Below are 15,184 nucleotides of genomic sequence, written 5' to 3' on the forward strand. Positions count from 1 at the left end.
GAAGCGGCTCCCACATATCTCCGACAGGGTCGGCTCCCACCAGGCCATGCTGCCGTAGGACTGGATGTGCCTTGCCCGGTGGGAGCCGACCTTGTCGGCGATGGCGATGGGCTCTTTGTGGGAGCCGACTTTGTCGGCGATGGCGATAGCTACGAAGCGAGCCGCCAGGTATGCCGCGCGATCTGTTCGTCTTCCTCGGTCGCCATCACGCGGACCTCGAACCCACCCATCCAGCGCACCCCCGCCACGATCGCCTCGCGCGTCGCGCCATCGTTCTCGCCGATCCCTCCGGTGAACACCAGCAAATCGATACCGCCCAGCGACGCCGCCATTGCCGCGACATGCTTGCGCGCCACGTGCACGAACACATCCTGCGCAAGTCTCGACGCCGCATTACCCATCGCATGCAACTCGCGCATGTCGCTCGTGCCACCGGACAGCCCCTTCAGACCAGACTCCCGGTCGACGAGCAACTCCAACCGCTTCGCGTCGTAACCACGCTCGCGCATGAGGTAAAGCAAGACGCCCGGGTCCAGGTCCCCGGGCCGCGTTCCCATCACGATGCCTCCGGTCGGGGTAAGGCCCATCGTCGTATCGACCGACCTGCCTTCGCGCACGGCACACAGGCTTGCGCCGTTGCCGAGGTGCGCGATGACGACGCGCGCCGGGATCGACGCTCCCAGCTGGCGCACGATCGATTCGTACGACAAGCCATGGAAACCGTAGCGCTCGATGCCGCCTTCGCGCAGGTCAGCCGGCAACGGCAGGGCCTTCGCCACCGCCGGCATGGAGGCGTGGAACGCCGTGTCGAAACAGGCCACTTGCGGCGCATCCGGAAACGCGCGGGCAGCGCGCTTCACCATCTCCACGGCGGCGGGAACGTGCAGTGGCGCGAACGCCTTCGCTTCTTCCAGATGCGCCATCAACGCGTTGTCGATCCGTGCGTGGTCGCGGATACTCGGTCCACCGTGGACGATGCGATGGCCCACCGCACCGGGCATCGGCAGGCCGCGCTGTTTCAAGGTGTCGACGATCGCCGCCACGGGATCGGCATCGCCGCCCGGTGCGTCCGTCTGTTCGGCCAGCAAGGCCTCACAGGCCTCCCCGGACACACGGTACAAGCCGTATTTCAACGACGACGATCCCGTGTTGAGGGCCAGTACGTGGCCCACCCGGCTCATGCGGTTTCCTCGGCCTTCCACTGCCAGTCGCGCACGTCGGGCAGGTCCTGGCCGTGCTCGCTGACGTAGAGCTTGTGCCGCTCGATGTCCGCCCAGTAGCGCTGCGCCGCCTTCTCGCGCTGGTTTTCCAGGCGCGGAATGCGGTTGATCGCATCCAGCGCGAGCTGGAAACGATCCATGTTGTTCAGCACCATCATGTCGAGCGCCGTGGTGGTCGTGCCTTCTTCCTTGTAGCCACGCACGTGGATGTTGTCGTGGTTGTGCCGGCGGTAGGTCAGGCGATGCACGATGCCGGGGTAGCCATGGAAGGCGAAAATCACCGGCTTGTCCCGGGTGAACAAGTCGTCGAACTGGTCGTCGTCCATGCCGTGTGGATGCTCGTCGGGCGTCTCCAGCGACATGAGGTCGACGACATTGACCACGCGGATGCGAATGTCGGGCACATACTCACGAAGCAGCATGACCGCGGCCAGCACCTCCACCGTCGGCGCGTCGCCCGCGCAGGCCATCACCACGTCCGGATCGTCGCCACCGCGGCCGGCCCATTCCCATATGCCGGCGCCCGCCGTGCAATGACGTACCGCGCTCTCCATGTCCAGCCACTGCCAGTCGGGCTGCTTGCCCGCGATGATCACGTTGACGTAATGGCGGCTGCGCAGGCAATGGTCGGTGACCGAGAGCAGGCAGTTGGCGTCCGGTGGCAGGTAGATCCGCACGATCTCGGACTTCTTGTTGGCGACATGGTCGATGAAGCCCGGGTCCTGGTGCGAGAAACCGTTGTGGTCCTGGTGCCACACATGCGAGCTCAAAAGGTAGTTGAGCGAGGCGATCGGTGGCCGCCACGCCATCGTGCGGGTGACCTTCAGCCACTTCGCATGCTGGTTGAACATCGAATCGATGATGTGGATGAAGGCCTCGTAGCACGAGAAGAAGCCGTGCCGCCCCGTGAGCAGGTAGCCCTCCAGCCAGCCCTGGCACTGGTGTTCGCTCAGTATTTCCATGACACGCCCGGCCGGCGAGAGGTTCTCGTCCACTGCCTCGGTTTCGGCCAGCCACGTCTTGCCGCTGGCCTCGTAGACGGCCTCCAGCCGGTTCGATGCGGATTCGTCGGGGCCGAACAGGCGGAAGGTCTGCATGTTCTGGCGCATCACCTCGCGCAGGAACCTGCCGAGCACGCGCGTGGCTTCGGCCTTGTGGTCGCCGGGGGTCTTCACCTGCTCGGCGAAATCGCGGAAGTGCGGCATGTGCAGCGGCTTCAGCAACAAGCCTCCGTTGGCATGCGGGTTCATGCCCATGCGACGGCGGCCGGTCGGCGCCAGCGAAGCGAACTCTTCGCGGAATCGCCCGCGCTCGTCGAACAGTTCCTCGGGCCGATAGCTCTTCATCCAGTCCTCGAGGATGCGAACGTGGTCCTCGGTGTCGAACTTGGCGATCGGCACCTGGTGCGCGCGCCACGTGCCTTCCACCGGCTTGCCATCCACTTCCTTGGGGCCCGTCCAGCCCTTAGGGCTGCGCAGGACGATCATCGGCCAGCGCGGCCGCTTTGCCGTTTCCGCACCGCCTGCACGCGCTTCCTCCTGGATACGCCCGATCTCGTCGAGGCAGTGGTCGAGGGCGGCTGCGAAGCCCTGGTGCATGGGCTCGAACTCGTGCCCTTCGACGAAGTGCGGCTCATAGCCGTAGCCACGCATGAGATCGCGCAACTCCTCCGGCTCGATACGCGCCAGCACCGTCGGGTTGGCGATCTTGAAGCCGTTGAGGTGGAGGATGGGCAGCACGGCGCCGTCGCGCGCCGGGTTGAGGAACTTGTTGGAATGCCAGCTCGTGGCCAGCGCCCCGGTTTCCGCTTCGCCGTCGCCGACGACGCAGGCCACGACCAGGTCGGGGTTGTCGAAGGCCGCGCCGAACGCGTGCGAGAGCGAATAGCCCAGTTCGCCGCCTTCGTGGATCGAGCCCGGCGTTTCCGGAGCGACATGGCTGGGGATGCCGTAAGGCCAGGAGAACTGCCGGAACAATTCGCGCATGCCCGCCGCGCTGCGGTCGATATGCGGATACACCTCGGTGTAGGAACCTTCGAGGTAGGTATGGGCGACGAGACCCGGCCCACCGTGGCCCGGTCCGATCACGTAGATCATGTCGAGGTCGCGCTCGACGATCGCGCGATTCAGGTGGGTATAGATGAAGTTGAGGCCGGTGGTCGTGCCCCAGTGGCCGAGCAGGCGATGCTTGATGTGCTCCTTGCCCAGCGGTTTTTCCAGCAAGGGATTGTCGCGAAGGTAGATCTGGCCGACGGAAAGGTAATTCGCGGCACGCCAGTACGCGTGCATGCGGCGCAGGAGGTCGGGCGAGAGCGTCTCGGTCATGGGTGCTTCCAGGCGACGGGGTCTCCTGTCAGCTTAGGGGGAGAGGGATTGTTCCGGCGTGAAAGAATGGGGCGTCTCTTGTGGGATTCCGGACATGAAAGCGTCGAGCGCGGCGATGTCGTACGCGTTCTCCCAATGCTCCACGATGCGGCCGTCCCGAAATCGCCACAGGCCACAGAAGGGCATGGTGAATGTCTGATTGTCGCGGCGGACGCGAATCTTCCCGAGGACGCTGCCGAAATAGTCGTTGGCGACGGTGCATTCCACGTGCATATCCAACGTATCGCCACTCTGGGCGCGCAGAGCACGCATTTTCTCGGTCACGGCCGCCTTGCCGCGGACCAGGGCAGGGCCGCTGCCCGTTTCGCGTTGAGCGGTATGCAGGACGATATCGTCATCCGCGTACCGCTCGATGTGGCACAGGTCGGCATAGATCACGGCAAGAGCGGCGGTATTGGGGTGTGGTGTGGACATCGACATGCGCTTACGCTCTTGCAACCTGTGCATCGCGCACGGGGCGCCAGCTGGGCAGGCCTGCGCGATCGACCGCTTCGGCGATGGCCCGTACCTCGGCCGGGTTGAGCAGGACACGCGAGGCGCCTGCGTTTTCCGTCAGGTGTGTGACGGACGTGGTGCCGGGAATCAGCAGGATCGCCTCCGACCGGTGCAGTAACCACGCCAGCGCCAGTTGCGAGGGCGTGATCTTCCACTGCGCGGCGATCGGTGCCAGCGCGCTGTCCGGGCCGACCAGGCCACCATGGCCGAGCGGGAACCATGGAATGAAGGCGATGTGGTTTTCCGTGGCATATGTCAGCACGTCGTCGTCGGCACGATCGGCCAGGTTGTAGAGGTTTTCGATCGCGACGATTCTCGCGGTCTCCTGCGCTTCCTTCAGTTGGGCGATGCTCACGCCTGGCTGGTTCGACAGGCCGAGGTGGCGGATCTTTCCCTGTTCCTGCAGTCGCACCAGCTCGCCGAGTGTGTCCGCGAGCGGCACCTTCGGGTCGATGCTGTGCAACTGGTAAAGCGCGATGCAATCCACGCGCAACCGGCGCAAGCTGAGTTCCACTTGCTGGCGCAGGTAGCGGGGATCGCCCAGGGGCTCGATGTAAGGCGCACCGGGCGCATCGTGGATCCAGTCGAGCTTACCCGACCTCAACATGCCGCCCTTGGTGCAGATCACCAGGTCGTCGGGGTAGGGATGGAGCGCCTTGCGGATGATCTCTTCGTTGTCGCCGGGACCGTAGGAGTCGGCCGTGTCGATGAAATTGATGCCCAGCTCATGCACGGCATGACGCAGGACCTGGATGGCGTTTCGCTTGTCGGCGGGTGGACCCCACATGCCATATCCGGTGAGGTGCATCGCCCCGTAGCCGAGACGGTTGACCCATAGGTCGCCACCGAGGCGAAATCGATCGGAGGTGTGCTGGTTCGGGGTCATGTGAGTGCTTCCTTGCTCGTGGAAGGATGGGTTTCCAGCGCCGGATGGGCCGGATGCCGGCACCATGTGCCGACGGTGATCTCGGCCGTGATACCGGGGCCGAAGCCGGCGATGAGGCCGCGAGCGCCATGAAAGGCGCCGCCTTCCTCGAAGAGCCGGCGTAATGCGTCGAGCACGACAGCCGATGCGATGTTGCCGTATTCGCTCAGCGTGGCGCGGCTGTGGCGGAACATCGCCGGCGCCACGCCGAGATGGTGCGAAAGATCGTCGAGTATCCGCGGTCCACCGGCATGAATGATGTAGAAATCCAGGGCGCCCGCGTTCCAGCCGAAATCGGCGGCGACCGAGCGCAGTTCTGGCGCAAGCTGCTCCATGGTTCCCGGTACGCGCCGGTCCAGCCGGAAGTGGAACCCCGTTGACTTGACCGCATAAGAGATCCAGTCCTCCGTGTCGCGCACCAGGCGCGACCCGTTGCCGGACAGGCGGAAACCCGCGGCGCGGTCGCCGCGCACGACCGCGGCGGCGACGGCATCGCCGAACAAGCCATTGGAAAGCAGGTTGCCCACGTCGAGGTCGGTGGGCTGGTAGCAGAGCGAGCAGAATTCGCAGGCGACGACAAGCACGTGCGAGCCCGGATAGGCCAGGCAGAAATCGTGTGCGCGGTTGATGGCTGCGCCGCCGGCGGCACAACCCATCTGGGCGATGGGCAATTGCCGGGTGTCGCTGCGAAACCCCAGCTCATTGATCATCCATGGGATGAGCGATGGCATCGTGAAACCCGTGCACGACACGAAGACGATGGCATCGATGCGATCCGGCCCCAGCCTCGCATGGGCCAGGGCGCGTTCGACGACATCGGGGATGCGCGCCTTGGCTTCGCGCACATAGATCGCATTGCGTTCCTCGAAACCGGGATGCCGGAGCGTCTGCTCAACCGGCTGCACGAGGTGGCGTTCAGCGACCTGGGTATTGCGGATCAATCGCAGTACGAGGGGAAGCTGGTCGTGTCCTGCGTGAAGGCCGCGGGCGATGCGAAGCGTGTCGTCCAGGGTGATGACGTGCTCGGGAACGGCGATCGCGGGGCGACAAAGGGTCGGCATCGTCGTACTTCCTTGTATGGCGGTTCCACTTCCATGTGGGGGGACGCGCGGTCAACGAGCGACCGTTACCCATGCACGGTATATACGCCGACGCCTGGCGACATGCAAAGCCCGCCTATTCGGCCGAGCCGACCTCACGGGTGTTCTTTTCCAATACTTTTATCGCGTCTTCGGACGGTCGATGCGCGTCACGGGCGGCGGCGGGCGATGCGTGCAGTCGGGCACGTTCGGCCAGTTCGCGCGACAACGGCGCTTCGGCGGACGTGGTGTTGGCCGGCGTCGTCGCGGCGGGTGTCGCGACGACGGGCGGTGCCGGAGGGGCAAGGAGTGGCGTCGACGTCGTGCTGTCGTCGGACGGCATCGGCACGGTGCCTTCGTGGCGAGGCGCCATGGCGCGCCATACGAAGATGCCGATCAATAACGCGATGCCGATGACGAGGAGGATCGGAAGCAAGCGGGAATGCTTGCCATCGGCGCCTCGCCGTTTCGCCGCGGCCTTGCGCGCGGCGACCGTGGGCAAGGCGATGCCGGGCGCCGCGGCGCCCCGGTGGTCGGGGAGCTTGAGCATGACGCGCAGCACGTCGGCGTCGATGAGCTGCAGGCGAGGCTGGCGCCGGGGCACCGCGCGCGCCTCGGCGCTGAAGCGCCCGCGGGTCACCAGGACGCAGCGCGTGGCCGCCTCGTTGAGCATCGTGCTGAGCAGTTCGTTCACTTCCGCCAGCTGCACTTCCACGGTGTCCCAGTGCTTGCACTGGACGATCACCGTCTCGTTGCCGCGATGCAGGCGGAGGTCGAGGCTGCTGCCGAGGTGTTTCAGCGACGACGGCGGCGCGTGGTATTCCACTCGCCAACCCTGGTCGCGGTAGTGCTCGGCGAGCAAGTGCTCGAAATCATGCCAGCCCAGGCGAGCGAGTGCGTCCGTGCCGGTGGCCGGAGTCTGTCGCGCCGAAAACATCGATCATCATGTCCCTGCCAAGGGTGAAATCACATGATAACCGCTGCGCGCGCCGATTCGTGATGGCGTTTCGCACGCCTTCACATCCGTGACGATGTTGCCGCCCTCCGGCACTGCCGGTACATTGGGAGGTTGTCCTATGGGGGATTCTGGGGAATGAAGGTGATCAAGTACGTACTGGCCGCGGCCACGGCCCTGGTGCTGTCCGGTTGTGGTGGCAAGACGATGATCGAAAGCGATATGAGCAGGATGGTTTCGGCCAGCCCGGCGTCGCCGTGGCTTACCGTCGACAACCGTGGGGAGACAGTGGTCACCGTGACCGGGTTGGATTCGACCGTGAAGGTGCAGGTGTCGCCGGACATCGCCTCGGTCGTTCAGGCGCGACTGCGCAGCGCGCTGCAGCCGAAATACATCACCGATCTGATCATCAACTGCCGGGGGCTGCAGGCAGCCACCGTCGTCGTGGTGATGAAGGATGGCGAGCCCGCCGTCGCTGATATGGAACTGGTGACGAGTTGTCGTATCGTGGCGCGCGGCCTGGTTGCCTCGAAGGGCTACCGTATCCAGCAATCGCTGCCGGTCGACCTGGCTGCGCCGCGGGTCGACGTGCTTGTATCGAAGTTGATCGACGGGGCGTCCAGCCAACTGGCCGACAAGCTTTGGGCCGACGTGCTGGCGACGGGAGTACAGCGCTGAAGTCGACCCGGCCGGTTCCCTGGCCGGGTCGGGTACCGTCATCTCAGTGGATTCAGTTCGCCGGGCCGGGTAAAAAGTCGGAGCGTTACCGGGAGATCGACAGCGAGGCGTTGCCGCTGGCGCTCGTGATGCCCGTGGGCGTCGCACACTGGTTGCTGAGCGTGGCTGCGAGGTTGGCCAACGTGAATTGCGCCAATGCGTCCTGGCCCTTGTAACGTCCGCTGGTGATCTTGCCGTCAGCGGAAACGATCATGTTTCCGTTGGATGGCGCGGCCTTGGCAACGAATACGAAGGTGCTGGTCTTGGGCCAATCATTGTCCGACCACTCGATGGTCCACGTCGTGGGTTCCGTCGAGAAGATGCCGTCGCACGAGAACGATGTCGAGAACGTCGCGTGGGACGTTGCACTGGTGGTGACGTCGCTCGATGGCACGCCTTCCTGTTGACAGGTCCAGGTCGTTTCCGTCGTCACGGTGTGGAGAGCGACCGAATTGGTCACGCCCGGCGACCATGTCGCACTGTGCAAGCCCACCATACAGGCGACGGACTCGTGATTGTCGTGCGCTTTCGATGGGGCGGAGGCGAAAAGGGTCATGCCGAACAGCGCGGCGGCAAGGACGAGGGTGAAACAGGCTCCGTGAGCCGGATGGCTTGCGAGTGGCGTTGACATGGTTGTCCTCCTTGGACGATTGACGATGTTTCCCTGCAATCTGACAGTCGCTCTTTCACCCCGTTTCATGGGCACCGGGTGGTCGCGCCCGAACCCGTGAGGATATGCACGCTAGGCCGGACCGCGTTGCCTGTTCGTGAGAATCTGCGAAATAAAAGCAGGTGGTTCGGCAGTCGTCATATGCACGCTGCATGGCGGGAGGGGCACTTACAGGGTGTTTGCCGAAATCACGCGAAGAATGTCGGGAGCGTGCCTTGCGCGCGCTCCTGCCAATCAGGCCTCGGCCGTCATCGAGGCGTGCAGGTCGTCGCGTGCCGCCAGCAGCAACTCCTGGCTGAATCCTTGCGCGGGTGTGGCCAACAGCACGGCGTCCGCTTCCGCGACGCCATGTTCGGCCAGCACGTCGAGCATGGCCACGCGGCTGGCGGCAAGCAGCGCCCGTCCCAGTGGTGTGCGCGCACCGGCGTCGGCGGGATCGGCACGCTCGGCCAGCGCCTGCACCACGCGCAACGGGAAGTTCCAGTGCCGTGCGGCGTGCAGTGAAAGGCGTTCGACCTGCTGCGCGAGTGCCGCTACGAAGGGGCGGCTGAAGGCGATCGACGCCGCGTCCGGCAGGCGCTCGATTTCGCGCAGGATCGCCTGCGCGCCGGTCTGGCTCACCAGTCCGGCGAGGAATGCCTCGAACGGATCGCACGCGCCGCGGCCGAGGAAGATGCACGCACGGGCGCAGCGCTCGGCGTGCTCCCACAGCCGCTCGCCGGCCTGCTGGCTGACCACGCTGTCGTCGCTGCGCAGGATGGGCCGCATCACCATCTGCATCACCACGCGGCGCAATCCATCCTGGCCGAGCAGGGTGATGGCCTGCGGCAGGCTGGTGACCGGCCGTGCCGTACGGAAGTACGCACTATTGGCCACGCGGATGATCTCGCCCACCAGCACCGTGTCCCGGGCGATCTGTTCGGCCAGGGTACGGCTGTCCGCGTCGTCGTGGCGCAGTGAGCGCATCAGTTGCGGCACGACCGCCGGCAGGCGGGGCAGGGTTCCGACGTCGAAGCGTTCGCCGCCGAAGGTCTCGCGAACGCGCCGCAGCACGGTTTGTTCTGCCGGCGACAGGCCGGGGTCGCGCGACGGGCCGATGGCGAAGACGAGTCGGTAGAAGCGGTCTTCGACCTCGTCCGCGGCGAGCGCGCCGAGGGGTGCCGCACCATCGATCCTGGCCGACGGCAGGGGCTGCAACGGAGGGGGGCGATCCTGCGCGATGGCGGCACGCCCTCTGGCGCCGCCGAACCACTTCCTGAAGAACCGGCCGATCACGGGAAGCTCCGATGCTGGGGGTGGGACGATGGCCGAAGTATATGCTTCTACAATGCCTGCCATGGACCCGCATCAGCCGACCAGCCGCATCGTCCTCCCGCCCGGAGGCTGGGCCTCGATCGTGGACTTCCTCTGCGAGCGATTCCCCGCCATCGACCGCGAGGCCTGGATCGAGCGGATGGAGCGCGGCGCCGTCACGGCGGACGGCGTCGAGGTGCATCGGCTGGCGCCGTACCGTCCGGGTGCCGTCATCACCTACCGAAGGGAAGTGCCGGACGAACCGCGCATTCCGTTCGAGGAAACCATCCTCCACGTCGACGACGACCTCGTGGTCGTGGACAAGCCGCATTTCCTCCCGGTGATGCCGGCGGGACGCTTCGTAGAAGAGACGCTCTCGGTCCGCCTGGTGCGCCGCCTCGACAACCCCGACCTTGTCGCCTTGCACCGTCTCGACCGCGCCACGGCGGGACTGGTGGTGTTCTCGGCCCGGCCGTCCAGCCGCGATGCCTATACGCGGCTGTTCCGCGACCGCGCCATCGAGAAAACCTACGAAGCCGTCGCCGCGCCGATGCCTGGCCGTACGGAAGATGACTTTCCCTTCGTCCATGAAAGCCGCCTCGAACCGGGCGAGCCGTTCTTCCGCATGCGGGAAGTGGCGGGCACGGCGAACGCGCGCACCCGCATCGACGTGATCGAGCGCGGTGCGCGGCACTGGCTGTATCGCCTGCAACCGGTCACGGGGCGCAAGCATCAGTTGCGCGTGCACATGGCCGCGCTGGGTTCCCCCATCGTGGGAGATCCTCTCTATCCGGAACTGCGCGAGGAGGCCGCCGGCTTCACGGACCCACTGCGCCTGCTGGCCCGCGAACTTCGCTTCGTCGATCCCCTCACCGGCACGGAGCGTGTCTTCCGCAGCGAGCGGCATCTCGACCTTTGAAGGTTGCGGGCGCAAACTATGCGCTCCCCCGCCGCCGCTCCCCGGATGACTCCCGCCCCAGGCTTCCGCACCGTGGCCCTGATCATCGCCAGCGCGATGTTCATGGAGCAACTGGACGGCACGATCCTCGCCACGGCCTTGCCGGCCATGGCGGAATCGTTCGAGGTATCGCCATTGCACATGAGCGTGGCGCTCACTTCGTACATGCTCAGCCTCGCCGTGTTCATCCCGGCCAGCGGCGCGATCGCCGACCGCTACGGTTCGCGCAACGTCTTCCGCACGGCCATCGCCTTGTTCACCCTCGGCTCCATCCTCTGCGGGGTATCGGGCAACCTGACGCTGCTGGTGCTCTCGCGCCTGCTGCAAGGCATCGGTGGCGCGATGATGGTGCCCGTGGGACGCCTGGTGCTGCTTCGTTCCGTGCCGAAATCCGAACTGGTCTCCGCGATGTCATGGCTGCTGGTGCCCGCGCTGATCGGGCCGGTGGTGGGGCCTCCGTTGGGTGGCTTCATCGTCACCTGGGCGTCGTGGCGCTGGATCTTCTACATCAACGTGCCCATTGGCATCGCCGGCATGTGGCTGGCCACGAAATACATCCCCGACGTGCGCCTTCCCGACAAAGTCCGCTTCGACCGGCTCGGCTTCGTGTTGTCGGGCGTGTCGCTGTCGTGCCTGGTGTTCGGGCTTGAAATGGTCAGCCATGGCGTGACCTCGCTATATGGATCGACCGGCCTGATCGTCGGTGGATTGTTGGTGGGAACCCTCTACGTGTGGCATTCGCGCCGCGTGGAGCATCCGATCCTCGACCTCTCGCTGATGCGCTTCACCACGTTCCGGCTGTCGGTGGTGGCTGGTTCGCTCACGCGCATCACCGCCGGCTCGGTGCCTTTCCTGTTGCCCTTGATGATGCAGCTGGGCTTCGGCCTGTCGGCGGCGCATAGCGGCGTGGTCACCTTCGTCTCGGCGCTTGGCGCGATGTTGATGAAGGCGACGGCCGCGCCCGTGCTGCGCATGTGGGGCTTTCGTAGCACGCTGGTCTGGAACGGCGTGCTTTCCATGCTGTGCGTGGCGTTGTGCGCGGCGTTCCGGCCCGATTGGCCGCTATGGACGATCTACGCGGTGCTGTTATTGAGCGGCTTCTTCCAGTCGTTGCAGTTCAGCGCGTACAACACGGTGGCCTATGCGGATGTGCCGAGCGAACGCTTCTCCAGCGCCACGAGCTTCTATACGACGTTCCAGCAGCTGATGCTGTCGCTGGGCATCTGCGTGGCGTCGGCGGCACTGCATGCCTCGGTGGCCTGGCATGGGCGAGAGAACGCGCAGCTGCCGGATTTCAGCGTGGCCTTCCTGGTGGTGACCTTCGTGTCGCTGGTCGCGGCACCGGTGTGCGCGTTGCTGCCGAGGAATGCGGGAGCGGAGATGAGTGGGCACCGGGCGAGGTGATGTCGCGCTTTCTGTGTGCTTCCTGCCTGTCTGCTTATCTTGTGGGAGCCGCTTCAGCGGCGATCCGCGGCAGCGGGCCAGATTGAGTTGAGGCAAGCACCCGTCGCCGCTGAAGCGGCTCCCACAGTGAGGCGGCTTCTGGGGGCTGGGTTGGGGGCCCTTTCAGGGCAGGGCGACGGGCTGTTTTATCCAGGGCCCGGGCACACCCGGAAGAGCCGACAGCATCCGTGCCTGCACCACGAATTCGCGGCGTGGGATCTCGATCGCACCCATGCTCAGCAGGTGGTCGTTGGTGACCTGCGCATCCAGTAGCGGAAAGCCCCAGCCATGCAGCAGGTTGCATAGCGCCGCCAGGGCCACCTTCGATCCGCCGGTGCGTGCGCTGAACATCGACTCGCCGCAGAACAGCCGGCCCACCGCCACGCCATAGATGCCGCCGACCAGTGAGCCCCGGTCCCATACCTCCACGCTGTGCGCATGTCCACGCCGGTGCAGTTCCTCGTAGGCGGCGATCATGTCGTCGCCAATCCAGGTGCCGGGCTGGCCATCGCGCGGTGCCGCGCAGGCGCGCATCACGCGGCTGAACGAGGTATCGGCGGTGACGCGCCAGTTGGATTGGCGCAGTTGCTTGCGCAGGCTGCGGCTGACATGCACGCCGTCGGTGCGGAACACGCAGCGCGGATCGGGCGACCACCACAAGATCGGCTCGTCGGCGTTGAACCACGGGAAGATGCCCTGGCTATATGCGGCGAGCAGCCGGTCGGGCGACAGGTCGCCGCCCCAGGCCAGCAGACCGTTCGGATCGGTCAGTGCGGCCTCCGGGTCCGGAAACAGGCCCAGGCGCGTGCGATGCAGTTGCGGCAGCTGGATCATCGGGCGGCGTAGGGCGAGTGCGCCATCAGTTCCTCGCGATAGGCTTCGCGATGGCTGGCTTCGTGTGCCAGCGCATCGGCGACCGCGTGGCGGAAGCCTTCATGGGCGATGTAGTGGCGCGAGTGCGTGAGCGTGGGCAGGAATCCGCGCGCGAGCTTGTGCTCGCCCTGCGCCCCGGGCTCGAAACGTTCGATGCCGTGGCGGATGGCGTAGTCGATGCCGCGGTAGTAACAGAGTTCGAAATGCAGGCCCGATACCTCGACGCTGGCGCCCCAATAGCGCCCGTAGAGCGCATCGCCACCACGCACGAACAATGCCATGGCGACGATGTCGTGCGTGTCGCGCGCGAGCGCCACCTGCACATTGGAACCGAGGCTTCGGCCCAGGTATTGAAAGAACCGCGCGGTAAGTGCGGCGTGGTTGCCCTTCATGTCGAAGGTGAGTTCATAGAGCGCGTGGATCTGCCGCCACTCCGCGTCGCTGAACTCGTCGCCGCCGCGCATTTCCAGGGTGAGCCCGGCCGCGTGCGCGTGCGCGCGCTCCTGTCGTATGTTCTTGCGCTTCTTGGAGGTCAGCGCGCCGAGGAAATCGTCGAAACCGGCGTAGCCACGGTTGTGCCAGTGGAATTGGTAGTCGGCACGCGCGAGCCAGCGGTCGTCGAACGCGTCGAGGTCGGCGTCGGCGAGGAAGTTGGCATGGATCGACGAGAGCCCGAGACGATCGGCCTCGTCCACCAGCGCGGCGGTGAGCTGGTTGCGCAACACCTCGGCGTCCAGGCCGTCGCGCACGAGCAGGCGCGGGCCGGGCACGGGCGAGTAGGGCGAGGCGACGAGCAGCTTCGGGTAATACGTTCCGCCGGCGCGTTCCCATGCCGACGCCCAGCTCCAGTCGAAGACGAACTCGCCGTGCGAGTTGCCCTTGAGATAGGTGGGTGCCGCGGCCACGAGCCGGTCGTGTTCGAAGATGCCCAAGTGATACGGCCGCCAGCCGTAGTCCTCGCGCAGGCAGCCCTTGGCCTCCATGCCGCTCAGAAAAGCATGCGAGACGAAGGGGTTGCCGTCGGGCACGAGAACGTCCCAGTCGGCGGCTGGGATGCCGCCGAGGCCGTCGAGGAAGCGGATCTCGTACATGCGGGGAAGGCCCCGCGCGAGTAGCGCGGGGCGATGCCGGTCAGGTCAGCAGGTGCTGCTGGTCGAGCCAGCGTTCCGCGTCCAGCGCGGCCATGCAGCCGAAGCCGGCCGAGGTGATGGCCTGGCGGTAAACGTGGTCGGCCACGTCGCCGGCGGCGAACACGCCCGGCACCGAGGTGGCCGTGGCCATGCCATGCAGGCCCGACTGGATCTGGATGTAGCCGTCCTTCATGTCGAGCTGGCCTTCGAAGATGCCCGTGGCCGGGGTGTGGCCGATGGCGACGAAGAAGCCCTGGACATTGAGGTCGCGCTTGGCGCCGGTGTTTACGTCCTTCACGCGGACGCCGTTCACGCCGGAGTCGTCGCCCAGGATCTCGTCGATCTGGTGGTTCCAGAGCAGCTCGATCTTGCCGGCGGCGGCTTTCTCGAACACCTTGTCCTGCATGATCTTTTCGGCGCGCAGCTTGTCGCGGCGGTGGACCAGGTAGACCTTGCGGGCGATGTTGGCGAGGTAAAGCGCCTCTTCCACGGCGGTGTTGCCGCCGCCGACCACGACCACGTCCTGGTCGCGGAAGAAGAAGCCGTCGCAGGTGGCGCAGGCGGAGACGCCGCGGCCCTTGAACTTCTCCTCCGAAGCGATGCCCAGGTACTTGGCGGTGGCGCCGGTGGTGATGATCAGCGCGTCGGCCGTGTACTCGCCGCTGTCGCCCTTGAGGCGGAAGGGGCGGTTGCCCAGGTCGACGCTGTGGATGTGGTCGAAGACCATCTCGGTCTCGAAGCGCTCGGCATGCTCGGCCATGCGGCGCATCAGTTCCGGACCCTGGACACCCTTTTCGTCACCCGGCCAGTTGTCCACCTCGGTGGTGGTCATCAGCTGGCCGCCTTGCTGCAGGCCGGTGATCATCGTCGGCTTCAGGTTGGCCCGGGCGGCGTAAACCGCGGCCGTGTAGCCGGCGGGGCCGGAGCCGAGGATCAGCAGACGGCTGTGCTTGGGGGTGCTCATGTATAATCCTTGAGGTTTACTGCAGCGTGTTTCAGTCGTACCGCTCGCCTCTTGCGGCAGGATGCTCAAGCCGTATCG

Annotated in this window: 14 protein-coding genes; 3 read left to right on the forward strand and 11 right to left on the reverse strand. The window is 65.8% G+C overall.

Going from position 1 to position 15,184, the window contains the following annotated elements; all coding sequences use genetic code 11:
• Positions 1-149 precede the first annotated feature (149 nt).
• The 6 genes from ACN9M2_RS09265 to ACN9M2_RS09290 form a co-directional block, all read right to left on the reverse strand.
• On the reverse strand, positions 150-1,181 hold the full coding sequence (locus tag ACN9M2_RS09265) for an acetate/propionate family kinase (protein ID WP_426287783.1): 1,032 nt from the start codon (positions 1,179-1,181) through the stop codon (positions 150-152).
• Positions 1,178-3,544 carry a phosphoketolase family protein gene (locus ACN9M2_RS09270; protein WP_426287784.1) on the reverse strand — a complete coding sequence of 789 codons (2,367 nt, stop codon included), beginning with the start codon at positions 3,542-3,544 and terminating at the stop codon, positions 1,178-1,180. Before ACN9M2_RS09270 ends, ACN9M2_RS09265 begins: the two co-directional genes overlap by 4 nt.
• A 33-nt stretch (positions 3,545-3,577) precedes the next feature.
• Complete coding sequence (locus ACN9M2_RS09275) at positions 3,578-4,024, reverse strand: nuclear transport factor 2 family protein (protein ID WP_426287785.1); 447 nt, start codon at positions 4,022-4,024, stop codon at positions 3,578-3,580.
• Positions 4,025-4,028: 4 nt separating this feature from the next.
• Positions 4,029-4,985 (reverse strand): aldo/keto reductase, encoded by a 957-nt coding sequence (locus tag ACN9M2_RS09280; protein ID WP_426287786.1) that lies wholly within the window; start codon positions 4,983-4,985, stop codon positions 4,029-4,031.
• Positions 4,982-6,085, reverse strand: coding sequence for a type III polyketide synthase (locus ACN9M2_RS09285; protein WP_426287787.1), 1,104 nt, complete (start codon positions 6,083-6,085; stop codon positions 4,982-4,984). The genes ACN9M2_RS09280 and ACN9M2_RS09285 overlap by 4 nt, the downstream gene beginning before the upstream one ends.
• A gap of 115 nt (positions 6,086-6,200) precedes the next feature.
• Positions 6,201-7,040, reverse strand: coding sequence for a restriction endonuclease (locus tag ACN9M2_RS09290; RefSeq protein WP_426287788.1), 840 nt, complete (start codon positions 7,038-7,040; stop codon positions 6,201-6,203).
• A 156-nt stretch (positions 7,041-7,196) separates the two neighbouring features.
• Between ACN9M2_RS09290 and ACN9M2_RS09295 the strand changes: the two genes are divergently transcribed.
• Positions 7,197-7,736, forward strand: a complete 540-nt coding sequence (locus tag ACN9M2_RS09295) for a hypothetical protein (protein ID WP_426287789.1) — start codon at positions 7,197-7,199, stop codon at positions 7,734-7,736.
• Between the two features lie 85 nt (positions 7,737-7,821).
• Here the strand turns inward: ACN9M2_RS09295 and ACN9M2_RS09300 are convergent, their stop codons facing one another.
• Positions 7,822-8,406, reverse strand: a complete 585-nt coding sequence (locus tag ACN9M2_RS09300; RefSeq protein WP_426287790.1) for a hypothetical protein — start codon at positions 8,404-8,406, stop codon at positions 7,822-7,824.
• A gap of 273 nt (positions 8,407-8,679) precedes the next feature.
• Positions 8,680-9,720, reverse strand: a complete 1,041-nt coding sequence (locus tag ACN9M2_RS09305; protein WP_426287791.1) for an HDOD domain-containing protein — start codon at positions 9,718-9,720, stop codon at positions 8,680-8,682.
• A 61-nt stretch (positions 9,721-9,781) separates the two neighbouring features.
• On the opposite strand from ACN9M2_RS09305, the gene ACN9M2_RS09310 reads away from it, so the two are divergent.
• Together ACN9M2_RS09310 and ACN9M2_RS09315 are read left to right on the forward strand one after the other, a co-directional pair.
• Complete coding sequence (locus ACN9M2_RS09310; RefSeq protein ID WP_426287792.1) at positions 9,782-10,657, forward strand: pseudouridine synthase; 876 nt, start codon at positions 9,782-9,784, stop codon at positions 10,655-10,657.
• 18 nt (positions 10,658-10,675) lie between these two features.
• Complete coding sequence (locus ACN9M2_RS09315) at positions 10,676-12,100, forward strand: MFS transporter (protein WP_426287793.1); 1,425 nt, start codon at positions 10,676-10,678, stop codon at positions 12,098-12,100.
• Between the two features lie 162 nt (positions 12,101-12,262).
• Here the strand turns inward: ACN9M2_RS09315 and aat are convergent, their stop codons facing one another.
• From aat to trxB, 3 genes are read right to left on the reverse strand one after another with little or no spacing between them, the layout of a single operon-like run.
• Complete coding sequence (gene aat / locus ACN9M2_RS09320) at positions 12,263-12,973, reverse strand: leucyl/phenylalanyl-tRNA--protein transferase (RefSeq protein WP_426287794.1); 711 nt, start codon at positions 12,971-12,973, stop codon at positions 12,263-12,265.
• A complete protein-coding gene (locus tag ACN9M2_RS09325) occupies positions 12,970-14,103 on the reverse strand; it encodes a GNAT family N-acetyltransferase (protein WP_426287795.1) in 1,134 nt (377 codons plus the stop codon). The genes aat and ACN9M2_RS09325 overlap by 4 nt, the downstream gene beginning before the upstream one ends.
• A 40-nt stretch (positions 14,104-14,143) precedes the next feature.
• The gene (trxB, locus tag ACN9M2_RS09330) at positions 14,144-15,106 is read right to left on the reverse strand and encodes a thioredoxin-disulfide reductase (protein WP_426287796.1); all 963 of its coding nucleotides are present in this window, start codon (positions 15,104-15,106) and stop codon (positions 14,144-14,146) included.
• Positions 15,107-15,184 lie beyond the last annotated feature (78 nt).

This window comes from Luteibacter sp. E-22 (assembly GCF_049913125.1).
Lineage (GTDB): Bacteria > Pseudomonadota > Gammaproteobacteria > Xanthomonadales > Rhodanobacteraceae > Luteibacter.